This is a genomic window from Synechococcus sp. ATX 2A4 (assembly GCF_024346375.1).
Classification (GTDB): domain Bacteria; phylum Cyanobacteriota; class Cyanobacteriia; order PCC-6307; family Cyanobiaceae; genus MW101C3.
On sequence record NZ_JAGQCV010000001.1, the window covers coordinates 132,899 to 156,176 of the forward strand.

At 67.0% G+C, this 23,278-nt stretch carries 19 protein-coding genes and 1 pseudogene; 7 read left to right on the plus strand and 13 right to left on the minus strand.

Annotated features, from left to right (window positions below):
- The first annotated feature begins 9 nt into the window (after positions 1 to 9).
- From KBY97_RS00605 to KBY97_RS00630, 6 genes are all read left to right on the plus strand, one after another.
- Entirely contained in the window at positions 10 to 2,187 is a 2,178-nt protein-coding gene (locus KBY97_RS00605) for a WYL domain-containing protein (protein WP_255144711.1), read from the plus strand.
- Complete coding sequence (locus KBY97_RS00610) at positions 2,184 to 3,686, plus strand: IMS domain-containing protein (RefSeq protein ID WP_255144712.1); 1,503 nt, start codon at positions 2,184 to 2,186, stop codon at positions 3,684 to 3,686. Before KBY97_RS00605 ends, KBY97_RS00610 begins: the two co-directional genes overlap by 4 nt.
- Positions 3,687 to 3,723: 37 nt before the next feature.
- Positions 3,724 to 4,827 carry a putative CRISPR-associated protein gene (locus KBY97_RS00615; RefSeq protein WP_255144713.1) on the plus strand — a complete coding sequence of 368 codons (1,104 nt, stop codon included), beginning with the start codon at positions 3,724 to 3,726 and terminating at the stop codon, positions 4,825 to 4,827.
- 110 nt (positions 4,828 to 4,937) lie between these two features.
- Complete coding sequence (locus KBY97_RS00620) at positions 4,938 to 5,504, plus strand: hypothetical protein (RefSeq protein ID WP_255144714.1); 567 nt, start codon at positions 4,938 to 4,940, stop codon at positions 5,502 to 5,504.
- A 114-nt stretch (positions 5,505 to 5,618) separates the two neighbouring features.
- Positions 5,619 to 7,730 carry an ATP-binding protein gene (locus tag KBY97_RS00625; RefSeq protein WP_255144715.1) on the plus strand — a complete coding sequence of 704 codons (2,112 nt, stop codon included), beginning with the start codon at positions 5,619 to 5,621 and terminating at the stop codon, positions 7,728 to 7,730.
- Positions 7,731 to 7,801: 71 nt separating this feature from the next.
- A complete protein-coding gene (locus tag KBY97_RS00630; RefSeq protein ID WP_255144716.1) occupies positions 7,802 to 9,259 on the plus strand; it encodes a DEAD/DEAH box helicase in 1,458 nt (485 codons plus the stop codon).
- Between the two features lie 21 nt (positions 9,260 to 9,280).
- On the opposite strand, the gene KBY97_RS00635 is transcribed toward KBY97_RS00630, so the two are convergent.
- From KBY97_RS00635 to KBY97_RS00690, 12 genes and pseudogenes are all read right to left on the minus strand, one after another.
- Positions 9,281 to 10,081, minus strand: coding sequence for an SPFH domain-containing protein (locus KBY97_RS00635; protein ID WP_255144717.1), 801 nt, complete (start codon positions 10,079 to 10,081; stop codon positions 9,281 to 9,283).
- A gap of 116 nt (positions 10,082 to 10,197) precedes the next feature.
- Entirely contained in the window at positions 10,198 to 11,256 is a 1,059-nt protein-coding gene (gene fmt / locus KBY97_RS00640) for a methionyl-tRNA formyltransferase (protein ID WP_255144719.1), read from the minus strand.
- Between the two features lie 39 nt (positions 11,257 to 11,295).
- The gene (locus tag KBY97_RS00645; protein ID WP_255144720.1) at positions 11,296 to 12,678 is read right to left on the minus strand and encodes a TldD/PmbA family protein; all 1,383 of its coding nucleotides are present in this window, start codon (positions 12,676 to 12,678) and stop codon (positions 11,296 to 11,298) included.
- Positions 12,679 to 12,680: 2 nt separating this feature from the next.
- Entirely contained in the window at positions 12,681 to 14,117 is a 1,437-nt protein-coding gene (locus tag KBY97_RS00650; RefSeq protein ID WP_399217043.1) for a TldD/PmbA family protein, read from the minus strand.
- A gap of 108 nt (positions 14,118 to 14,225) precedes the next feature.
- Positions 14,226 to 15,323, minus strand: a complete 1,098-nt coding sequence (gene acsF, locus KBY97_RS00655) for a magnesium-protoporphyrin IX monomethyl ester (oxidative) cyclase (RefSeq protein ID WP_255144721.1) — start codon at positions 15,321 to 15,323, stop codon at positions 14,226 to 14,228.
- Positions 15,324 to 15,562: 239 nt separating this feature from the next.
- Entirely contained in the window at positions 15,563 to 16,024 is a 462-nt protein-coding gene (locus KBY97_RS00660) for a DUF2996 domain-containing protein (RefSeq protein WP_255144722.1), read from the minus strand.
- Positions 16,025 to 16,084: 60 nt separating this feature from the next.
- Positions 16,085 to 16,624 (minus strand): hypothetical protein, encoded by a 540-nt coding sequence (locus KBY97_RS00665; RefSeq protein WP_255144723.1) that lies wholly within the window; start codon positions 16,622 to 16,624, stop codon positions 16,085 to 16,087.
- Positions 16,625 to 16,632: 8 nt separating this feature from the next.
- Positions 16,633 to 17,256, minus strand: a complete 624-nt coding sequence (locus KBY97_RS00670) for a flavin prenyltransferase UbiX (RefSeq protein WP_255144724.1) — start codon at positions 17,254 to 17,256, stop codon at positions 16,633 to 16,635.
- A gap of 3 nt (positions 17,257 to 17,259) precedes the next feature.
- A complete protein-coding gene (locus KBY97_RS00675) occupies positions 17,260 to 19,566 on the minus strand; it encodes an RNB domain-containing ribonuclease (RefSeq protein WP_255144725.1) in 2,307 nt (768 codons plus the stop codon).
- Positions 19,567 to 19,671: 105 nt separating this feature from the next.
- Positions 19,672 to 19,956 carry a TMEM165/GDT1 family protein gene (locus tag KBY97_RS00680; protein ID WP_255099363.1) on the minus strand — a complete coding sequence of 95 codons (285 nt, stop codon included), beginning with the start codon at positions 19,954 to 19,956 and terminating at the stop codon, positions 19,672 to 19,674.
- 224 nt (positions 19,957 to 20,180) lie between these two features.
- Positions 20,181 to 20,507: pseudogene (locus tag KBY97_RS00685) on the minus strand (TMEM165/GDT1 family protein); the annotation flags it as partial.
- Between the two features lie 98 nt (positions 20,508 to 20,605).
- On the minus strand, positions 20,606 to 21,022 hold the full coding sequence (locus KBY97_RS00690) for a YkgJ family cysteine cluster protein (protein WP_255144726.1): 417 nt from the start codon (positions 21,020 to 21,022) through the stop codon (positions 20,606 to 20,608).
- A gap of 117 nt (positions 21,023 to 21,139) precedes the next feature.
- Here KBY97_RS00690 and psb30 point away from each other — a divergent pair, with 117 nt between their 5' ends.
- Positions 21,140 to 21,247, plus strand: a complete 108-nt coding sequence (psb30, locus tag KBY97_RS00695) for a photosystem II reaction center protein Ycf12/Psb30 (RefSeq protein WP_094510689.1) — start codon at positions 21,140 to 21,142, stop codon at positions 21,245 to 21,247.
- Between the two features lie 4 nt (positions 21,248 to 21,251).
- Here psb30 and recJ read toward each other — a convergent pair whose 3' ends face one another.
- Entirely contained in the window at positions 21,252 to 23,273 is a 2,022-nt protein-coding gene (gene recJ / locus KBY97_RS00700; RefSeq protein WP_315857124.1) for a single-stranded-DNA-specific exonuclease RecJ, read from the minus strand.
- Between the last annotated feature and the right edge of the window lie 5 nt (positions 23,274 to 23,278).

Genomic DNA, 23,278 nt, shown 5'->3' on the forward strand with positions numbered 1-23,278 from the left:
CCTGCGTTCATGCCTTCACCGAATCTCCAGCTCCTTCCGCCCCTGCGCTGCCATCTGCTGATCGGCCCTCCTGCCAGCGGAAAATCCAGCCTGGCCGCCGCGCTCCTGCCCCTGCTCTCCCTTCCGGATCGGCCCGCCCCAGTGCTGCTCTCCACCGGTGAAGCGTTGGCGGAGCGCTTACGGCTGGCCACTGCCGGCAGCCAGCCGGTGATCGTGGAGGCCTGTCACACCAGCAGATCCCAGCGCCTGGCGGTGATTCAGGCCTTGCAGCTGCCAGCTCCGCTGGAATGGATCGGTTGGTGGCTCACCACTCCCCTTGCCACGTGCCACCGCTGGAATGGTGGCCGTGGCAGCCAGGCCGTTTCCGAGCAGGCGGTGGCTGACGCTTACCGCGAACTTCATGGCAGCAAGGTGTTCCGGCCCAGCCGGCAGGAGGGATTCGCCTCCTTGGTGGCTGTCGACCCCAGCAGCCATACGCCGCAGGAGCTCGATCAGTTGCTGCGCACCAAGCTGGCCGGCCTTTCCACCTCCATTGCGCAGGCGCACAAGCGCGCGCCTCGGCCGAATCGCCTCCACGGCTACTCACGCCTGCTCGATTTCGAGCGCCTGATGCACCTGCTCAGGCTGCTCAGTGAAGGCCACGGCCACACCACCGCTGACCTTGTTACGATCCTTCAGGAGCGCCACGGCCCTTGCTACGCCGATCCAAGCGTGATTCCTGTGGATCTGGCCTGGCTTGAAGCGCAGGGCTTTGGTATTGCCACGCCTGTCACCACTCCAATCGTTCCACCACCCTGCACCGTTGTCGATCAACACAACGGTGTGTGGTGCGCCTACGGCGACAGCGACAAATTCCGCCAGCTGATCACCTTCATCCGCCACCTGCTCCATCATCCGTTCGAGCACCCGCCCAAAACAGACGACGACCCGATCCAGGTGGTTCAACCCACGACGCGTCAATCGGCCGCTAGCAGCAAGCAGCTCTATGAGCACCTCGGCCGCCAGCTCACGGCCCTTTACCCCGATCTCTTCCCCTGGGGCGGATGGATGCACTCGCTTCATAACGACATCACCGACGTGATTCATCCCTATCAACTTTCCAGCGGGCATGCCCGCAAAGGGTTCACGATCGGCACGGCCCTTCTCAATGAAGCCGAACTGATCGAAATGCACAGCATCGTGCTCGATGCCACCACGCGCAAGCACGATCCATCGCCAGCGGGCTACGAACTGCGCGACAAACTCTCGGCCTGTCTGCCTCGGGCCGGCATCGCCATCGATGAACGCCTGCCGGTGCGAGCCACGGCCAATCGCTCGATCGTTGACCCGGAGCTCGTGGCACCCACCGCATTAACGCGGCATGCCAGGCAGCTGGAGCAGGCGATCGTGCGCCGTGAGCCGATCGTGATTGCCAGGCTCAGCCACGCCGGCAGATTTCAGCCACAGGATTCTGCTCAGGCTCAGGCCGCTGCTGTTGCCAGCCAGGGGCCCTGGACGGTGTGGCCCCTGCAGTTGCTCTTTCACAACATTGCCTGGTATCTGGCCTATGAGAAGCAGCCGGAGCCCGGCCAGAGCCACGGCCTGATCAAGACCGACCGGCTCGACTGGCTCGAGTGGCGCAGGAGCCCGGCGCCGCTGGCTCCGCCCCGCTCCTACGCCGATCAGCAGGCCAGCGTGGCCCTGTTGCACCGTTTGATCAAACGCAGCGGCGGAATCCACTTCGGCGGTGACCCTGCTCTGCAGCGGCGTATCGGGGGGAGCAGCGCCAAAGCCGCCCGTGCGGCCATGACGACCTTGCGGTTTCGCTGCAACCAGCAGGTGTTCCCCTTCTTTGTGGCCGGTTCAGCCCGCTTTCCTGGTCAGATGCGCCTGTCAAAGCGGCGTCCACACGATCCCTGGCGGCATCGCCCCGATGCCGATGCTCTGCACCAGATCGCCCCGGATCTCACCGACGACGACCATCCCTATCCCGTGGAAATCAAGCTGCCGCCCTGGACGTTACGGGAGGATTTCGATTTTCGCCGCTGGCTGTTTGGCTTTGGCAATGCCATCTATATCGAGCAGCCCGAAGAATTGCGGATCATGCAGGTCAATCAGGCCAGGCAGCTGATTGACACCATCACCGCCAAAGCTGAGGCAGAAAATCAGGCCAAAGTGAACGCCTGGAACAGAAGGGTGGCACCATGACCCGCCGTTTTCACGAGCGCGAGGGCCCGCTCGGTGGGCGCTACTGGGAAGACGACGACGGCAACAAGATCCATGAGCAGGAGGGCCCCTTCGGTGGGCGCTACACCGAAGACGACGACGGCAACAAGATCCAGGATCGCAAGGGTCCCTTTGGCGGCCGCTTTGTCCAAGACGCCGACGGCAATACCAACAGCGAGATACCCGGCGCGTCGGGCCCCATGGCTGTGGATTCCGACGGGAAGCGCACGCGGCTGCGCAGCGGGCCGTTCGGTGGGCGCTGGGTGGAAACCGACAGCGCCACGCCGATTTTCCCGGAACAGCCCGCGTCCGCCAGGCGCTTCAGCCTGCCTCGCCCCCGCTCCTCAAGCTCCTCCAACAACGATGACACCTGGAGCGGCATCGGATTTCTGCTGACCGCTTTGTTCGTGCTGGTCGTGGTGATCCTGTTTGTCTATATCGGCGTACCGATCCTCGCTGGCATTTGGTTGGCGAAGCTCGTGAACCGTCGCTGGGTCGAGCCGGTGCCCGACCGTCACCGTTGGCGCTGGGCGATTCTTCCCGCTGCCTTCGCCGCTGGGGCCCTTCCCACTAACGAACTGGTGGCCACCGGCTTTGGCGCCCTTAACTGCACCGATCCACAGAGCGTGTCCTGTGCCAATTACCGCCTGGAGCCCACCCCCACCGTGCTGGGCTTGCATCGCTGGCTGGTGCAACGCGATTCCATCGCCAGCCAGCCACCGCCGGCGGATTCATCAGCCACATCGTCATCGTTTGCGCCGCCGTATCAGCCTCTCTATCACCCGCCTGTTCAGCCACCGCTGCAGCAGACGCCAATCGCCCCCAACAGTTCCAGCCAGCCCTTGGCCCGGCTGCGGGCCAGCGATCCCCGTGCGCGCATCAACCTGCGCCATGAACCCAACACCCAGGCGCCGTTGCGCGGCTTCGGGGCGGTCGGAGATCAGGTGGCAGTGCTCAACAGCAGCACCGGCGCTGATGGCCTGGTGTGGCTCTACGTGCGGTTTCCTGCTTCCGGCGCCGAAGGCTGGATCCGCTCCGACTTCGTGGATTCGGCCGCTGCGCAACCCAACCGCTCACGTTCCAACGCTCCCGCCGTTGCTCTTGAGCGCGATGAAGCGCTTCGCCTGATTGAGCGTTGGTTGGCGGCCAAGGGCCGCGTCTTCGCGCCACCCTTCGACACGAGCGCGATGGCCGGTGTGGTGGGCCAGGGCCCGCTGCGCCATGACATCACCAAAGCCAATGGCTCCATCGATTGGCTGCGGGCCAACAACAGCCGCTACAGCTACCAGAGCACTCGCCTCTCTGCCATTCAGTCGATGAACCTCAGCGGATCACCTGCTTCCATCACAGTGCTAATCGACGAGCAATCCACGTTTCATGGTCCGAAAGGCGACAAACCAAGCGCTACTTCCAATCCTTTCCTTTATACCTTTGTCTGGGAGGATGGCCGCTGGCAGATTCTGGACGCCCGCAAGCTCTGACTTCGCCCTCGTTCCTTCTTTTTTTGCAATCTCTGGCATGGCCAATCCCCGTTTCGTTCTCTCCCCCTGTGGCACCAGTGTCCTCACCAACGTGTCCAGCATCGAGGAGCGTCGCCTGCTCACCCGCTATGCCAATGCTCACGCGCCGGAAGATGTTCCTGTAGAGGAACGCCAGCAGCTGGAGGCGATGATCCAGCGGGCACAACAACGGCTGGAGGCAGCGGATCTCGATCGGGCCGTCCGGCAGTCTGCTGAGCTGAACGGCCTGATCAAGCTCTGTGATCGCCGCTTGGAGGCAGGTCCGGATGTTCACCAGCTGCTCTGCACGGACACCTGGCTGGGTGAAGCGGCCAGCAGTCTGATTGCCGCCTGGCTCCGCTCCCGCCAGTGCATTGTGGCAGTTCGGCGCCAAAGTGATCTTCAGACGGCACGCCTGGACGCCTTTCAGCTCGCATTGTCGGAGCTGGTGAAATGGTGCGCTGAAGATGTTGCCGGCTACCGTGCCTCCGGTTTTCGCGTGATCTTCAACCTCACCGGTGGCTTCAAGAGCATTCAGGGATTTCTGCAGGTGCTGGCCACCTTTCACGCTGATGAAACGGTCTACATCTTTGAGAATGCCGCTGATCTGCTGAGGATCCCCCATCTCCCTGTGCAGATGGCTGTCGAACGTTCGCTTCGTGATCACCTGAGTGTGTTTCGCCGCTTGTCCCTGGGTCTAACGGTTGATGGGGTGGCTGGGATTCCGGAGATCCTGCTCATGCAGCTCGACGGACAGAGCACCCTGTCGCCCTGGGGAGATCTCGTGTGGTCTCAGAGCAGAAAGACGCTCTACAGCGAAGGGCTGCACCCCTCGCCAAGCCATCAATTGCGTTTTGGCCAAGGGTTTGTGCGCAGCAGCGAAGGCCTTCCGGCCGATCGGATCACGCTCCTCAATGAGCGCATCGATCAACTCTCACGCCATCTGGAATGCGATCGCAACTACAACCCCGCTTCTCTCGACTTCAAGCCCCTGCGGAACAGCCCACTTCCCTTGTCAAGCCATGAGGCGGATGCCTGGGCGGATCAGGATGCCAAGCGCCTGTTCGGACATTTTGAGCAGGAGGTCTTCGTGATCGATGCGTTGGCCAAGGGGTTGCACTAGCCAGGCGAAAATCAGCCCTCCACCCACACCCCCCATTCGGTCCTTCGCAGCAACCGGCTGCCTGGCGCCTGCTGCCCCCCTCACCATGGCTTCAGTTGCACCACCAGCTGATGACCTTCATCCTTCCCCTTCATGTCCTGCACCGCGAAGTGCACCGCTTTCGCGGTGTCGTCGACCGCTTCGGCAGTTTCGTCAGCGGCCCGGACACCATCCACACCCTCTGCATTCGTGGTCTTCACCACGCCCGCAGCAACCGTCCGCTCCTACCGGCTCACTGGTGGTTTCGGCTGCGGGAGGGGTGGACCACCGTCGGCATTCAGCCCGGCGATGAGGTGATCTTCACCGCCAAGGTGCAGCGTTGCTCCAAGGGCCTCGATCAGCACGGCCAGCCCCAGCCTGATGCCGGCAGGGAGCGCCGCCAGGTGATCGGGATCGGCAACAGGGTGCGTGATGTTGTCGTCAGCCGCCGGGCGTGGCAGGCCTCGCCCCGGTCGGCCGAGCACACCGCTCTGGTGCTGGAGGTGGAAGTGTTGCGGCAGCAGCTCAGCAGTGCCCGCTCCAGCCGCACCCTCTGGTTGGTGCCCACTCCGTCGTCATCGCCTGGGCCGCACCTGCCCGGCCCTTCCCTGCACGACTGGGAACGGAACCTGTCGATCGGGCCTGCAGCAGGCAGCTGATCACTGAGCTGATCGGCACTGAGCTGGCGCCTGACCGCAGGCCCGTCTGCCCCTCGGTGCCCTCTTCACACCCCCTCTCCCTTTGCTTCTCCCCCCACTCTTCTGGTTCTTTCCATGGCCGATCTTCTCCGCTGCCACCTGTTGATCGGCCCACCTGGCAGCGGCAAAACCACCCTGGCGGCTGTGTTGGCCCAGCGTTTTGCTCTCCGAGGGCAGGTCGTTGAGGTGCTGTCCACCGACGGCATCCGTGAGGAGCTGTACGGCGATGCCACGATCCAGGGCTTCTGGCCGGCGATTGAGCGTCGGCTGCATGAGCGAATCACTGCTGCGATCGCCCGTGGTGTCGGCGTCATCGTTGATGCCACCCATGCCAAGCGTCCCTGGCGGCTGGCGATCACTCAGCGGCTAGAGCTTCCCCAGCCGGTCCAATGGATCGGTTGGCAGCTCACTACACCGCTGGAAACCTGCAAGCAGTGGAACCGCCTACGGGAGCGACGCGTGCCCGATGCCGTGATCCACGCCTTTGCCGCCTCATTGGCGGATGCGATCTTTCAACCCAGCCGGGCGGAAGGGCTGGCGGTGCTGGTGGATCTTGACCCCTCGGCGCACGCCGACCTTGAGGCGGCTGTGGAGCAGGAGCTTCGCCGCCTTGACAGACGCATCGTGGCCTCCCTCAACCGCGAGCAGAGCCACCAGCTGCATGGCTATTCCCGATTGCTCGATTACGAGCGTTTGCTGCACCTGTTGCAGCTGCTGATGCGTTTTCCCGATCTCCATGCGGCAGATGCCCCCACCACGGCCGCCCTGCAGCAGATCTGCAATCCCCTCCCCAATGGCGATCTGGCGGCACGAGCAGCCGCCTATCTCACCGCCTTGCACGGCAACTGCTACGGCGATGCCGCCGCGATCATGGCCGATCTGGCCTGGCTGGAGCAGCAGGGTTTCTTTTCCGTGCTCCCTGCCGAGGCGCCGATCTCCGCTCCACCGCCCGATGCCCGTGTGGCAGCAAACCAGGGGGGCTGGCCTCAGGAGGCCGACGCCAAGGTGTTTGTGCGCGTGCTTTCCCTGATCCGCCATGTGCTGCAGCATCCCTTCGACAAAGGCAGCGAAGGCCCGGTGCAGCGCCATCTGCTCGAACGCCTTCACGAACTCGATGCCTCCACCTACACCCCCCGCAGCGGCGACACCTTGCGCCGTGACATTCAGAAGGTTCTGACCCCCTATGGCTTCCGCCCTCCGGGGGAGAACGTGCGTCATGGCTATGCCCTGGGTACGGCGTTGCTGTCGGCTTCCCAGCTGCGCGATGCCGTGACCCTGCTGCGCAGCACCGCCGCGCAGCTTGGTGACCCGGTGCACCAGCAACTGCTCGCCGACCTCGAGCGACGCCTTTCCCAGGGGGGCCTGGAGCTTGAGGCCTCGTTCAGTGTGCGACGCATCGCCAACCGCTCGATCGTGGACCCAGCCCTGGTGCGCTCCGACTCCCTGGCCTGCCGCGATCAGGCCCAACGCTTGGAGGCGGCCATCCTGCAGGGCAACCGCGTGGTGCTTGGCCGCATGGCCTCTGCCGCCCGTTTCACCACCAGCACGGACATGTCTGATCAACGGATGTGGCCCCTCCAGCTGGTGTTCCACAACATCGGCTGGTATCTGGCCTATGAAGTGGAATCCCCCGGCCGGGCCGAAGGCCTGATCCGTACGGAACGGGTAGACCGTCTGCTACTCCAGGAGGTTCACAGTGGCTTCCGCCAGGCACCTTCCCAGCGTCAGCGCAGCCTGCAACGGCTCGACCGCCTCCTGCGGCATACCGGCGGCATCTATTGCGGCGAGAACCTTGAAGCCCAGCTCGCCATCGGCGGCACCGATCCCGCTGTCCGCCACCGGACCCTGCAGCCCTTGCGTTTCCGCTGCACCCGCTACGTGTTCGCCTTCCTGCGCGAGGGTCTGCAACGCTTTCCATTGGAATGCATCCGCCTGTCGAAGCCCCTGCCAGGCGACGACTGGTGGCGCCATCCCGACGCCCCCCACGTGCTCGAGCCCGGCGATGGCAGCCACCCCTACCCGATCGAGATCGATCTGCCCCCCTGGACCCTGGCGGGCGACATCGATCTGCGCCGTTGGCTGTTCGGCTTCGGAAACGGGGTGATCATCGAGGGTCCTGAGCTGCTGCGCCGGGAGCACCGCGAACGGGCCGAGGAGGTGGCGGCGCTGTACGCATCTGCAACCTGAAGCGGAGCCTTGAGGCTGCGCCTCCCATCACCCCTGGCGCGGTTGGTGGCTCCCTCTAGGCTTAACCCACCATGCGAGCCGCTGCGATCACCCTTCTGACCCACCCAGCTCCGGGACAGGAGCAGCCCAGCGGCGGTCGCCGCACCTCACCCATCCGCCGCCTTGACGCAGAAGAGCAGGCACCGCAAGAGCGGCCTGTACTTACCGATCTTCCCGACGCCGGCGTGTCGTTTGCCTCGCTCGGCCTCTCGGAGCCGCTGCTCAAGGCGATCGTGGCCAAGGGTTACACGGTGCCATCACCGATCCAGCTGCAGTCGATTCCGGCGGTGCTCGCTGGCCACGATGTGATGGCGGCCGCTCAGACGGGCACCGGCAAGACCGCCGGCTTCACCCTGCCGATGCTGGAGCGGCTTCAGCACGGCCCCCACGCCCGCAACAACCAGGTGCGGGCTCTGGTGCTCACGCCCACGCGCGAGCTGGCGGCCCAGGTGCACGAAAGCGTGCAGGTCTATGGGCGCTACCTCGATCTGCGCAGTGATGTGGTGTTCGGCGGGGTGAAGGTCAACCCGCAGATGCAGCGCCTGCGCCGCGGCGCCGACGTGCTGGTGGCCACACCGGGGCGTCTGATGGACCTCTATCAGCAGAACGCCATCCGCTTCGACCGGCTCGAAATCCTCGTGCTCGATGAAGCCGATCGCATGCTCGACATGGGCTTCATCCGCGACATCCAGAAAATCCTGGCCCTGCTGCCACCGAAGCGGCAGAACCTGCTGTTCTCCGCCACCTTCAACCCCTCGATCCGCAAGCTGGCCCAGGGGTTGCTGCACAACCCGGTGCAGCTGCAGGCCACCCCTGAAAACAAGGCCGCCCCGCTGGTGGAGCAGGTGATGCATCCCTGCGACATGGCCCGCAAGGCCGATCTGCTCACCCATCTGGTGCGCGAGAACGACTGGCGGCAGGTGCTGGTGTTCTCCCGCACCAAGCACGGGGCCAACCGCCTGGCCGATCGCCTCAACCAGGAGGGCCTCACGGCCATGGCGATCCATGGCAACAAGAGCCAGGGCGCCCGCACCCGGGCGCTGGCCACCTTCAAGAGCGGCGAGTTGCGCGTGCTGGTGGCCACCGATCTGGCCGCCCGCGGCCTCGATATCGAGCAGTTGCCCCATGTGGTGAACCTCGATCTGCCCAACGTGGCCGAGGACTATGTGCACCGCATCGGCCGCACGGGCCGGGCCGGCCAGAGTGGCCATGCCATTTCCCTGGTGGCCGCCGAGGAGCACGAACTGCTGCGGGCGATCGAGCGGATGATCGGCAACCCACTGCCGCGCCGCGAGATCGCCGGCTTTGAGCCCACCATCCTTTCGGCCCCACCGTTGGACCTCAGCGGCGGGCGGGGCAAGGGTGGGCGCCGCTCCGGCGGTGGTGGCGGTGGTGGTCGGCCCGATCGGCCCCCCAGCCGCTCCCGCCGGCCGGCCACCGGCTCCGGAACAGCCGCAGCACCGGCCCGGGCGCGCAGCCGGCGTCCCTGAGCCTCCCCCCAGACTGCCGGCTCAGGCCGGCGGTGGTGGCGGTGGTGGCGGTGGTGCCGGCCGAAACAGGCTGGCCAACGCCTCCAACGCAGCCGGCAGTTCCCCAGCAGGGCGCTGCGCCGGCAGGGTGAGGCTCTCAATGCTCACGTCGCTGAGCGCCAGGCCGACGGCGGCAAAACTGCCGCGGCAACGGTCCTCCGTACTGTTGGCCAGCACTGCCAGTGACGGCTCCTCCCGCGCCGGTCCATGGGCGCCATCGCAGCTCACCTGCCGCAGCTGGCTGCAGATTTCCAGGAACAGCGGCGCCAGCAACTCAGCCACCGCTGGCGCCGGCCGTGAGGGGCCCTCGATCAGTTGGCGGGCGCCCAGGGTGCGCAGCAGCAACAGCGGGTCGCGGCACTGGATGGCGCAGCGCCCGGAGGCGCTGAAGGATTCCGCCAAGGACGCCTCCTGCCAAAGCGCAGGCGGCAGCACCGGCTGCGCAGAGCGCAGGCCCCAGGGCAGAGCGATGAAGGATCGCAGGTCCACCACGTGGATCTGGGCGTTGAAGAAGGTGCCTTCCTGGCCCGGCAGATCGATCACCCCCGCCAGCTTCGGCAGCGTCTGGCGCTTGAGCTGATGGCGGCCGGTGGGGAGCACATCGGCCAGCCGATCACCGACGGCGAACACCGCCACCTGATCCGCTTCCACTTTTAACCAGGTGCCCACCCGCAGCGGTGCCTGCGCATGGTCCAGGGCCCACAGCAGCGGATCAGTGCTGCGCCCACTCTCCAGCGCCGTTGCTGGCGCCTGCGGCGCCCCTTCTGCTCCGGCCTGCACCATCGTGCCTGTCCTGTCCGCCCATGGCGTCACTGTATGGAAAGGCGCCCGGCGTGGTCGCCAGTGGAGCCGGCGCCGCTGCAACCTGTTCTGCTGCAAGCGACTCAGCGACAAACCGTTCAGCCGCGAGCAGGCGATCGCTCTGCCTCGCAGGCTGAAGCCCCCTCACCCAACCGGTCTCCCGGTTGCAGGCCCAGCTGCTGGAGCAACGGCTGGCCGCTGGCCGCCTGTTTGCCTTCCAGCTGGGCACTGCGCAGCAGCAGCGGGCAGCCGCCGGTGGCCACCACTAGCCCCACCCCCGGCACCAACGCCAGCACCTCACCGGGAGTCCCTTGCCGCTCCGCGGCGCCGGTGGCCAACGCCCGGACGTCGGCGCTCAGCTGCTCCGCCAGCCTTCCCACCAGCGGCTCGGTGGCGAGCAGCTTGAGCCGCTTGCCCGCCAGCGTGGTGGTGGCGCCGGGGTAGAGCCCCATCACCTGCCGGTGGATCGCCAGGGCCGAGCGGCTCCAATCCACCGCGTAATCCTCTTTGCGCAGCAGCCGGGCCAGACGCACCCCGTCGTCGCCCTGGGGCCGCAGCCCCAGCCGCTGCCAGCGCTCCGGCTCGGGGCCACGACCAGCGGCCTCGATCATCGGTATCGCTTCCACCAGCAGGCTGGCGGTGAGCGCACTGAGCCTGGCTCCGAGCTGCTGGGCGTTGTCGAGCAGGCCAATGGCAAGGCGGCCTTCGAGCAGCACCGGACCGGTGTCGAGGCCAGCCTCCATCGCCATGATTCCCACGCCGGTTTCCGCATCGCCTTCGATCAGGCACCACTGGATCGGCCCGGCCCCACGCCAGCGGGGCAGCAGGGACCCGTGGCCGTTCCAGCAGCCCAATGGCGGTTGCTGCAGCACCTCGGGCGGCAGCAACTGGCCGAAGGCCACCACCACCGAAAGATCGGCGCCGAGGGCCGCCAACTGCTGCTGGGTGTCTGGTTCGCGGCGGATGCGGGTGGGTGTGATCACCGGTAAGCCCAGCTCCAGGGCGCGGGCCTTCACGGCTGATGGGACGGCAGCGGCCCCCCGCCCGCGCCGCCGGTCGGGTTGGCTCACCACCCCCACGATGGTGTGGCCGGCCGCCACCAACGCCTCAAGGCTGGGCACGGCATAGGCCGGCGTGCCCCAGAACAGGATCTTCACAACAGCGCGGGCGGGTGGATCAAACGGGGCCGGCGCCGCTCAGGCGTCCCCGGTCACGGACAACCCTTCCACCCACACGTGCGGGCAAAGGCCATCGGGGGTGAGCTTGGCTTCTCCTTCAAAACCGAGGAGGCCCTTGAGCACGGCCCGGATGTCACCGGCCACGGTGGCCGCTTCGATCGAGCGCGCTTCCCCGTTGCGAATCAACCAGCCGTCAAACGGCAGCGAGAACGAGCCCTGGCTCGCCTTCACGCCGGCATGAAGCGCCGAGAGTGAATCGATCCACACCACGCCGTCGGCGCTGTGACGATCGAGGCCGCTGGCGCCACCGGAGGAACCGGCGCTCGGCCCCACCTCAAACCAGTGCGGCCCCACCGACACCTTGGCGCCCAGGCCCGCATGGCCGGTGGGCTCCACGCCGAAGGCGCGCGCCGTGGCTTCGGAATGGAGGAAGTGGCGCAGCACGCCACCCTCCACCAGGGCCAGGCGCCGCACCGGCGTGCCTTCGCCATCGAAGTTCGAGGCGCCCACATTGCCGGGATGCAGGCCGTTGTCGTGGATGGAGAGAAACGGCACCGCCAGGGTGCTGCCCAGCGCCTCGCGGTCGCTGAGGCTGACGCCATCGAGCACGGCCCGGGCATTGAACAGGCTGCTGAAGGCGCCGATCAGATCGAGAAAGGCTTCCGGCGAAAAGATGCAGGTGTAGTGGCCCGTCTGGATCGGGGCGTAATCGAGATGGGCGATGGTGCGCTCGGCCGCTTCGGCGATGCAGCCGGCCACATCCAGCTGCTGCAGGCCGTAGGCCAGACGCACGGCGCCGCTGCTGCGCGGCTTGCGGCCTTCCTCTTCACTGCGGGCGTAGAGGTAAAGGCTGGCCGTGGTGAGCTTCTGCTCGCGGCAGGCGCCGGCGCTGTTGAGGTACAGGCGCTCGCTGCTGCGCTGGGCCAGGCCGTTGTAGGGAACGGTGGTGATGGCGGCATGGCGGCTGAGCAGCTCGCGCTCCGCTTCGCGCAGGGTGTCCAGCAGTTCGAGGATGCCGCGCGGTTCCACCAGGGGTTGATCGAGCGGTTCGAGTGGGGCCGTGGCCAGCGGCGAAAAGGCGGGGATGTCGTCGGCATTGCCGTAGGCGCTGGCATCACGGGCGCCGCTGAGGGCGCGGGCCAGGCCGGCGGGGGAGAGGTCGGAGGTGCTGGTGATGCCCACCAGGCCATCGCCGTTCCAGACCCGCACGGTGATGGCGCTGCGCTGGGCGCCCTTCAGCTGCTTGGCCTCGCCCCGGTCCACCTGCACGGAGGTGTCGGTGCTGCAGGCGGCACCCAGATCCCAGCGTTCGATGCCAAGGCCCTGGGCCAGGCTGCCGAGCTGCTCACTGAGGGAATGGGCATCGAGGCCCAGGGTGGCCATTGCTGTGGAGGTACCCATGATCAGCGGCCCCCCACGGTGATGGCATCCACCTTGATGTGCGGCTGCCCCACGGTGACGAAGATGCTGCCACTCACCGACCCGCAGAAGCCGGCCGCCAGCTCCAGGTCGTTGGCGCACATCGACAGCCGCGGCATCACTTCCTTAGCTTCACCGATCAAAGTGGCCCCCTTCACCGGCTTGCCAAGGCGACCGTTCTCAATCAGATAACCCTCTTCCACCGCGAAGTTGAACTGGCCGGTGGGGCCCACACTGCCGCCCCCCATCGATTTGCAATAGAGGCCCCGATCCACCGATTCGATCAGCTGCTCCGGGGTGTGCGGGCCGGCGGCGATGTAAGTGTTGCGCATGCGGCTGGCAGCCGCGAAGGCGTGGCTCTGGCGCCGGCCGCTGCCGGTGCGGGGGTGGCCGGTGCGCAGTTCACCGGCGCGGTCGGAGAGGAAGCGCTTGAGCACCCCGTTTTCGATCAGCACCGTGCGCTGGGGCACCATGCCCTCGTCATCCATCGACAGGCTGCCGAAGGCACCGTCGCTGAGGCCCTCGTCGATCGCCGTCACGGCGCTATGGGCGATCGGGGCTTCGATGCGGTCGGCGAAGGGGGTGGTGCCCCGCTCCACCTGGGTGGTTTCCAGCAGGTGGCCGCAAGCCTCGTGGAAGATCACGCCACCGAAGCGGTTGGCGAGCACCACCGGGTAGGTGCCCGCTTCCACGTAGTCGGCATGGAGCATGGCCTGGGTGCTGGCGCACAGGTCGATCGCGGCCGCCTGGGCATCCCATTGGCGCAGATCATCCGGGCGGTCGCTGCTGCCGTAGCGGCGGCCCTGGCTGGCACGGTGGTCGCCGTCGGCGGCCAAGGCCGTGAGCCCCACCGACTGATGCAGCCGGATGTCACGGGCGAAGGTGCCATCGCTGGCGGCCACCATCACCTCCTGCCAGTCGCGGGCGTAGCTGCCGCGGCGCGCCTGCAGGTGCTGGCCGTGCCGATCAAGCAGGGCGGTGCCCTCCAGCAGCCGGTCGGTGGATTCCGCCAGGGTTGGGCAGGCGCCCAACCAGTCGCCTTTGGCGAGGGCGTGATCGTGCAGTTCGGGCAGGCCGTCGAAGCCGCTGAGGCTGCTGCTGCTGATCGTCAGGCCGAGCATGCCCAGGGCCTGCTCCAGGGCCACCAGCAGACCCCGCTCGCTGAGGTCGTTGGTGGAAACAAAGCCGTCACGCTCGCCGCGGAACACGCGCACCCCGGCGCCCCGGCCAAAGGCCGGGCTCACGCTGGTGATGCGGTCCTGCTCGGCCAGAAGCCCGATGTGGTCGGCGCTCTCCAGGAACACTTCCACCAGGCTGGCTCCAGCGGCGCGTCCAGCAGCCAGCAAGGGCTCCAGGCGTTGACGCCAGCTGAGGTCAAAACCTTCAAGCGCCAGCAAAGGGCGAGCAGTGGAAGCAACCAAGGAAGTCGGCCTGATCTTGGTGGATCAGGCTAACGGCGGGGCCTCAGCGACGGGACTGCAGAAGCTTTGCTAGGGCGGACTGGCCCCCAGGGCTTTGAAGGGCTGGGCTCAGCGCACGGCGGGTTGGAAAGCCTCGCTGCGGATCGGAGCCATCAGGAACAGCTTCGCCATTTCGAGGCCGTTGGCGGCCCAGAAGGGCAGCTTGCGCAACACCTTGATAGGAGCGATGGCCGAGGAGGCATCGGCGGCGCTGAGCGCCTGGTTGTTGCCCACGATCCGCTCCAGCCGCTCATAGAAGCGCGGGTGCTCCACGTTGAGCACCACGGGGAAGACGCGGGCCGAGGTTTCGTTGGTCTTGGCGATCACGTACTTGTCGTAAGTGCGGGCATCAAGGCCAAGCGCCTCATAGAACTCCTTGCGGGCCACGTCACGCACATACATCGTGGCGAACACCGCCAGCAGGAAGAAACGGCACCACAGCCGCGCCTGCAGGCCGCGCACAGTATCCGGCTGGGCCTTCATCAAGGCGTCGAAGAAGTCGCCGTGGCGGTTTTCGTCCTGGCACCAGTTCTCAAAAAAGTTGAAGATCGGGAAGATCTTGCTGTCGGGGTTCTTCTCGAGGTGGCGGTAGATGGCGATGTAGCGCCAGTAGCCGATCTTCTCCGAGAGATAGGTGGCGTAGAAGATGAACTTGGGCTTGAAGAAGGTATACGACTTACTGGCGGTGAGGAAGCCCAGATCAAGCTGAAGCCCGAAATCGCCCATCGCCTTGTTGAGGAAGCCGGCATGGCGGGCCTCATCCCGTGCCATGTGGGCGAAGCATTCGGCCAGCAGCGGGTTCTTGGTTTTGATGCGGCGGCTCAGTTCCTTGTAGAGCAGGAAGCCGGAAAACTCCGAGGTGCAGCTCTGCTCAAGAAACTCCACGAACACACGGCGTGTGTCGGGATCGAGCTTGTCGGCGGCACCATCGAATTCGCTGTTGCGAACGAAGTGGTGGCGGTTGTAGTCCTTGCGGAACTCTTCGCAGATCGCCTCCAACTCCACTTCATTGGGCCGCAGATCCATCGCCGCCATGGCGTCGAAATCTGTGGTGTAGAAACGCGGCGTGAGGATCGTGTCTTTGACCGGATCCTTGAAGGCCGGTGCACCGGCGCGGCCCTCAGAGGCGGCGACGGGAGCGCTGGGTGCGGCGGTGGGAGGCACCATTCTGACGTCGAAGCAGGCGATGCAGGCATCGTAAGGGCCATCCGAGCCGGCGGGGCCCAGTTGTGAAGCTCCCACAAAACCAGGCGTGACCAAGACTGAGCAAAACGTCTCAGCGCCACACCGAGGCCCGTTTCAGTTGGGCCGAGCGGCTTCCAGCATCAATGCTGGCCAGGTTGCTGCTGGTTTCAGTTCGGCCCGAGCTGCTGCTGGTGTCAGTTGGGCGCGAGCTGTTGCTGGTTTCAGTTGGGCCCGAGCCACTTCTGGCCGTTGAGGCGCGACACCACCCGGGACACCAGCAGGGGCAAGGTGGCTTTGCGCTCGTCGATCAGGAACGACTCCAGCAAGGTGGGTTCGCTACCTGATTCCGCCAGGCTGAAGGTTTTGGGGCCGTGGATGTCGGTGGTGGTGAAGCACAGCCAGAAGCGCCGACCCCGGGGCATGGACCCCTTCACCACCCAGCAGTCGCTGCCCACCACAGGCATCGGCGCCTGCTCGAAGCTCAGCTCCGGCGAGGGCCCGCCATAGACCTGCATTTCCTTGGCCAGCGCCGGCAGGAAGATCTGCGGCACGAACTCCGCAAACGGCTTGTCTTCCAGAGCCGGGGGCTTGGCTTTGGCCGCAGGCGTGGCCTTGGTTGCGGGCGCGGAATCTGCTGGTCCCTTGGCAGATGGCGTGGAGGCGGCTCCGTTGGGTTCGCTCACCGGCACGGGGATCTGGCGTTCAGGTCGTTGGAACTTTAGGGGCGGCAGTCGCAGGCTGGATCACCAGTCGTCGCTCTGGGCCGCATCCCAGCCATCCCCACCGGCTCCTGCTGCTGCTGCGGCAGCGGACGTGGGGGCAGGGGAAGTTCTTGCAGCGCCCACGCCTGGGTCCGCGCGGTGAATCACCCGGAAGGGAACGGCCACGGTGGGGGCGGGGTCTCCCGCGGCCCGAACGGGTCCGGCAGCCGCGGCGGCAGCAAAGGGCCGCCCCCGTTCGGACGCCTCAGCGGGGGCCTCGCGGCGCCGCGAGGGCTCGCTGCGGGGCAGGTCCCAGGGTTCCGGCTGGGCTCCCGCCTCCAGGCCCCGGCGCTGCCGCTGAACAACGACCCGCGCTTGACCCTTGAGCGCCAGGGCCGTGGCGCCCGCGCTCAGGGCGGCGCCACCAGCGGCAGCCGCGGCGATCCAAAGACCGATCGGCAGCGCTGGGGAGGTCCAGATCAGCAGACGCAGGCTGGTGGCCGGCCGCGGGTTGATCGCACCCACCAACAACACCGCCAGCAACGGGAGAAGCAGGGGCAGCAGCAGCAGGCGTTCCAGCACAGCAGGGCTCAGGTGGGGAGCGGCTGCTCGATCGGACCCTGCCAGCGGCGCAGGTTCCCGAGTTCGAACCCGAGCGAATCGAACACCCGGATCACCAGAAAATCGACCATGTCCTCAAGGGAGCGGGGCTGCTGGTACCAGGCGGGAATCGGCGGGGCGATGCGGGCACCGGCCTCCGCCAGCTGGGTGAGGTTGCGCAGGTGCACCAGGTTCCAGGGCATCTCCCTCGGCGCGATCACCAGCGGCCTGCCCTCCTTGAGATGCACATCGGCGACCCGCTCCACCAGATCCAGCGCCACACCGCTGCTGATGCGTCCAACGGTGCCCATGCTGGCCGGCAGGATCACCATGCCGCGGGTGCGGAAGCTGCCGCTGGCGATCGCCGCCGCCTGGTCGTTCCAGCGGTGGCAGCGCAGGGGCCCATTCGCGCAACCGGTGCGCTGCAGCCAGAACGCCCTCTGGGCGTCAGGCTCAACGGGAATGCGCAACCCTTGCTCCGCCAGCCACACGGTGATGGCACCGCGGCTCACGATCAGCTCCACAGGCTGCCCGGCCTGCAGCAGCAACTGCAGGGCCCGTTCTGCCAGCGGCATGGCGGATGCGCCGGAAACCGCCAGCACCACCGGATCCATCGTTCAGGCCTCCTCGCTGGAATCGGGCTCGAAGCCGTCCTGGTCGTCGGGGCCCGTGCTGTCCTCGAAGCTGCTACCACCGTCGTCGTCCGGCAGGATCGCCGCCAGATCGATCTGGTGGCGCAGGGCATCCACCTTGAGGATGGTCACCTCAACGGCGTCGCCCAGCATGTAGGTGCGCCGGTTCTTGCGGCCCACCAGCCGGTTCTGGCGAGAGCGGTACTCATACCAGTCGTCCTTGAGTGAACTCACATGCACCAGCCCCTCCACCAGGGAGGGAGGGATTTCCACGAAGAAGCCGTAGCTCTGCACGCCACTGATCACACCGGTGAGGGTTTGGCCCACCAAGGGTTCGGCGGCACGGGCCTGGGCCATCGCCAGCAGGTCGGCCTGGAGGTCGGCCACGAAGCGGGCCCGGCCATTGAGCCGCTGCAGCAGGGACACGCTGCGGGATTGCTGCAGCTCGGCCATCTGGCTCGGCGGCAGCAGCGGCCAATCGATCTGGCCATGGCAGGCATCGGAGGCCAGGTCGACCCGGGTTTTATGGCGCACGCTGGGGCGATCTTTGCCTTCGGTGAGCAGCAGCACCAGCAGCTGCTGGTTCCACAGATCGGCATAGGAGGAACTGGCCAGACACCAGGGGGCGTAGGCCTGTGCTTCGCCGGCCAGCAGGTTGGGCCCCGGCTCCAGGCTGATCTGCACGGGCCTGAGCACTTCGCTGAGCTGGTGCTGCAAGCCGCGGCGGCGTTCGCTGGTGGCGAAGATCCCGGCCAGCACGCCAGGAGCGGGGGCATTGCCCTCGTCGTCCAGTTCAAGCGGCACATCGAGGGCTAGGGCGGCCTTTGCCACCTCGTTGATCTCCGCAGGATCGGGAGCCGCCTGCACAGCGAACAGGGCCGGCAACTGCAGCGCCTGCAGGTGATGGCCCAGGGCACGGCCTGCCACCAGCACCACTTCCCGCAGCAGCGCCAACGGCTGGGTGGGGGGCAGGGCGATCATCCAGCCGCGATGGTGCTCATCGGGTTCGGGCGTGCGCAGATCACCGAGCACCTCGAGCGAAGGGAACGGCAGATCGAGATCAACCGAGCCCGCCGCCAGCCGCTGCTCCTGCAGCCCACGACCCACCGCGATCAGCCGTTCCAGATCGGGCAACACGGTTTTGAGCGCCTTGAGGGGCGCCGGCACCGTGCGGGCCTTCGGCTTGCGATCTGCCAGGGCCTCCAATGCAGCGGTGTCCACCTCGGCGTCAGGGCGGATGGTGGTGAGGGCAAAGCGGTAGTGGCTCAGTTGCCCCTCCGGCGTGATCGTGAGGGCGACGGAAACGGCGGCTGAAGATTCCCCCGGCCGAAAGCCCGTGGCCTTGGCGAGTGCCGGGCTCAGCAGCGGCAACCAGCGCTGGCCGAGGCAGTAGGCCGAGCCCTGCTGGCGCAGCCATTGGTCGGTGGCACTGCCGGGCGCGATGCGTTCGGCCACGGCGGGGCTGTGGATCCACACCCGCAGGCCCTCGTCGCTGTCCTCCAGCGAAAGGGCCGGCAGTTCCGGCGCCTCTGCTCCCTGCCAGGGCCGCAACAACAGGGTGGGCAGAGCGGTGAGATCGGTGCGGCCCTTGTCGTTGGGGCTGCGCAGGCTGGCGCGCGGAGCATTGGCGCGCTCGCGCAGGCCATGTTTGGTGAGCAGCAGATCCAGATCCGCCTCTTCACCCCCTTTGATCGGCAAGCGGCGTGCCACGTGGCCCAGGGGAGGGAACTGTGCCACCGGGTAGCGATCAAGCCGTACCTCCACCACCGATTCGGCCTCGGGATCGAGGTAGGCGGCATCCTCTGCGGGCAGGGCCACGGTGGTCAGCAGGCGGTCGTCCAGGGGCACGGCCACCAGGCGGTCGTCCTGTTGCTCCACCTGGGCCAGCAGGCTGGCGGTGGCCCGCTCGAGGATGCACTGCACGCCGCCTTCCGGTGAACGGCGCCGCCCCCCTTCGCGCGTGATCCGCACCAGCACGCGGTCGCCGTTCCAGGCGTGATTGAGCTGGTGGTCACGGATGTAGATGTCATCACCGCCGTCTTCGCGCAGGGCGAAACAGAACCCTTTGCTGGAGCAGCGCAGCCGCGCCTCAATCAGGCTGTCGTCGGTGCGGCGCGAGATGCCGGCCTCGTTCGACTCCAGCAACCCCACCTTTTCAAGACCTGCGAGGGCGATGCGGAGGTGTTGCTTGTCGGGCGTGAGGCTCAGACCGAGCGCCTTCTCGAGCTGCTCGACCGGCAGAACATCGGATTCGGGCAGATGGTCGAGCAGGTCAGCGACCGAAAACTTCATCGGAGCAGCGGGGAGAGACAGGGTTGGAGCCAGGAACGGAGCAGGGGATGGCGGCTTCCGGGGCGTGCAGCGGAGCCCCCGGGAACTGGCGTCTTAGCAAAGACTTTACGAAGCCTCCTGCCGCACCCGGATCAGCAGGCGGCTGCCGATCACCAGGAACCCCAGCGAGGCGGCCAGCTGCAGGGCGGCCGGCGGGATCAAGGAGGAGAGCGAACCCCCCGCCAGGGCCCCCAGCAGGCTGGCCAGCACCAGTGCGCCGGCGCTGCCCAGAAACACCGCCAGGGTGTTGCTGGAGGTGCCGCTGATCGTCACGATCGTGAGCTGGGTTTTGTCACCGAGTTCGGCAACGAACACAGTGAGAAAGGTGGAGGCCAGCAGCGGAAGTTGCATCGGAGGAGAGGGGTGGGCGGGGAAAAACAGGCTTGAGCAAGGTGGAACGTGCGATCACGGGAACACCCACCCAGGGGAAGATCCATCCAGGCGACGTTCCGTTCTAGGGAAGATCAACCCAGCGAAAGGATCAACCCAGGCACGCTTGATCCAGGCAGCAGCGTTGCGGCCACTGATGTCTGCCACACGGCGGCCCCTGGTGCTTGCAGCACGGCGGCAGTTGGTGTCTGCAGCAATTGCACCGCCGCCTGGATGCCCAGCCAGAGACCGAGCGCCACCATCAGCACCCCGGCAAACAGCTCAAGGCGTTGCGGGGGGAGCACCGTGGCCAGCCAGCGGCCGAGCAGCACCCCCACCAGGCTGGAGCAGATCAGGGCGAGCGCCGCCCCCACAAACACCACACCGGGGCGCCCCGACTGAGCGGACAACAACAGTGCCGCCAGCTGGGTCTTGTCGCCCAGTTCCGCCAGAAACACCGTGGTGAAGGTGGTGAACAAAATGCTCAAGAACGAAGCCGGCAGGGCGGCTCCGCTGGCTTCCGGTCCGCTCAGCTGAGCGTTGCTTGCCTCAGGTGCGCCCGCCTCCGGAACACTGGCCGGAGTGGGCGCAGAGCCTGCGGCAGGTCCGCTGCTGGGGTCGCTGGTGGCGCTCATGAAGGGCGGGAGGCAACGGAGCCAGGTTGGCTGTTCGGTTGGCCGTTCAGCGGCGCCGGCGCCCGGCGGGTGGCCCGTTCAAACCGCCGCAGCTCCAGGCTGCGCCCGCCGAATTCGCTGCGGATCTGCTGCTGACAACAGCGAATGGCGAACGCTTCGCTTTCTGCTGGCGGCACCCCGAACAGACCAGCCAGCTGGCTCACCTGGCAGAAATCGGGCCGCTCGGCGTAGATCCTGCAGCGGCGGGAACCGGTGTCGAAATGGCGGCACCAGCCGTCGGCACCCACCATCGACAGGTAGGTCTCCCGCTGCTGCGGATTGAGGGCTTCGAGAGCCTCGCCCCGTTCCTCGGGATCAAGGCGACAGCAGGCCCCACATCCGGAGATGCAGCTCCAGTGGGTTCCGCAGACCATCAGGCCACCCCGCGTTGCTGTGACAAGCCGTCACAGTGGCATGGTCGCCACCGGGATGCCTGTCACCACGACCCTTAGGCTGCCGTGCAGAGCGCTTTCCTTGCGAGCTTTCGGACCATGGGTATTGATTTCCATCTGATCGCCAACTTCCTCGCCCTGGCTCTGATCACCCTGGCCGGTCCGGCCGTGATCTTCATCCTTTTCTATCGGCGCGGCGCGCTCTGAGCCTTCAGGCCACCAGGCCCAGCGCCAGGCTGGCCTCGTCAATCAGGCCCTGCACGTAGGGGTGCCGCTCCCCTTGCACGTTCGTTTCGTGCAAGGGGATTCCCATTTCTTCGCCTGAGGCATTGCGGATACGCAGCTCCTCCGCCTCCACCCGGCACCAATAGGAACGCCGGCGGCGCTGCAGCAGCACCTCGCCTCCACCGCTCTCGCGCAGGCCCACCACTTCGAGCTGCAGCCGCTCCTCGCCCTGCCAGTGGTTGAGCCTCAGGCGAAAGGCCACATCCACCACGGCCGGCACCGCTCCTTCCCCTTGCCAGCGCCAGGCGATGGCCCGCTGGCGGATGCCGTTCTGCTCCAGCACCAGCTGCAGATGGCCGCCCCGCAGGCTGCGCTGCTCCACCACACGGCACCCCTGGCTCCAGAACACGGGGGTTTCATGGCCGGCACCGAACGGCTCCAGCCGCTGCAGGCAGTGCCAGAAGGGCCTGTCGATGCGATCGAGCGCCAGCCGTGCTTCCGGCTCCACCGGCAGCCCACCGCCCAGGGGGGTGGCATTGCCACTGGCGATGGCGCTGAGCGCGTCGTGGAGAGCAGCGACGTTCTCGGCCCGCACCGTGAAACCTCCGGCGGCGGGGTGGCCGCCGTGGCGTTCGAGCAGGTCGTGGCAGGCCCGCAGCGCCGCATCCACCGCAAACCCCTTGGGCGCCCGCACCGATGCCCGCAGCAGCCCGTTGCCCTCGCCGGCCAGCATGGCCACCGGTGCCCCGAAGCGCTCCACCAGCCGGGCCGCCACCACGCCGATCACGCCGTGGTGCCAATGGCTCTGGGCCAGCAGCAGAAAGGGGCTGCGCTCGGGTCCGTCGGCTTCCACCAGCGCCACCGCCTCCGCTTCGATTGCATCGCAGAGGTCGCGGCGCTGCCGGTTGAGCGCTTCGCACTGCTGGGCCAGTTCCATGGCGCACTCCAGGTCTGCGGTGGTCAGCAGGTCGACCACCAGCTGGGGATCACCGAGCCGGCCGACCGCATTGATCCGCGGCGCGATCTGAAAGGCCACCGCCATGGCATCCAGCGGTCGCTCACCAAGGCCGGCCAGCCGCTGCAGAGCCTGCAGCCCGGGCAGCGCGGAACCTTGCAAGCGGCAGAGGCCGTCCTGAAGCCAGCGGCGGTTCACCCCATGCAAGGGGGCCATGTCGGCAATCGTGCCGATGCAGAACAGATCAAGCGCCATGCCGGTGGCATCGGCGCGGTTCAGCCGCTCGGCAAGGGCCACCGCCAGCACGTAGGCCAGCCCCACCCCGGCCAGGCCGCGGTAAGGCGAGGCTTCGGGGGTGACGGCCGGGTGCAGCAGCGCCAGGTATGGCGGTGGCTCCGGCGGAATGGTGTGGTGATCGGTGAGGATCACGTCCACCTGCAGCGCCCGGGCCCGGTTCAAGGCGGCGGCGGCGGCGATGCCGTTGTCCACCGTCACCAGCAGGCGGATGCCGTCGCCGGCCAGGCGCTCCACCATCGCCGTGTTGAGCCCATAACCATCCTCCTGACGGCTGGGAATCGCCGCCACCGGCCGTGCGCCCAGCCGCTGCAGCACCCCCACCAGCAACGCCGTGCTGGTCATGCCGTCAGCGTCGTAGTCGCCGCAGATCGCCAGCGCTTCGCCCCGCCCGCAAGCCAGCGCCAGGCGCTCCACGGCCACGCCCAGGTCCGGGAAATGCTGCTGGGGATCGGGGGCCGCGGGGGGATCCAGCAGGGCGGTGATCGACGCAGCGTTGTCAAAGCCTCGCCGCCGCAGCACGGCCAGCAGTTCGGCTGGCAGCCCCAGGGCGGCCAGCGTCATGGGCGCATCCCTGGCTTCGCGGGCACTGGCTGCAGGATCACTGGCTGCAGGATCACTGACTGCTGAATCATTGGCTGCCGGATCATTGGCTGCCAAGGCCGGCAGGGGCGCCGGCAGCTGCCAGCGTTGCTCGGGCAGGCGGGTCAACAGGCCATCGTCGAGGCGGCCGTCGCATTCTGTGTGCTGGCTGTTCATGCGGC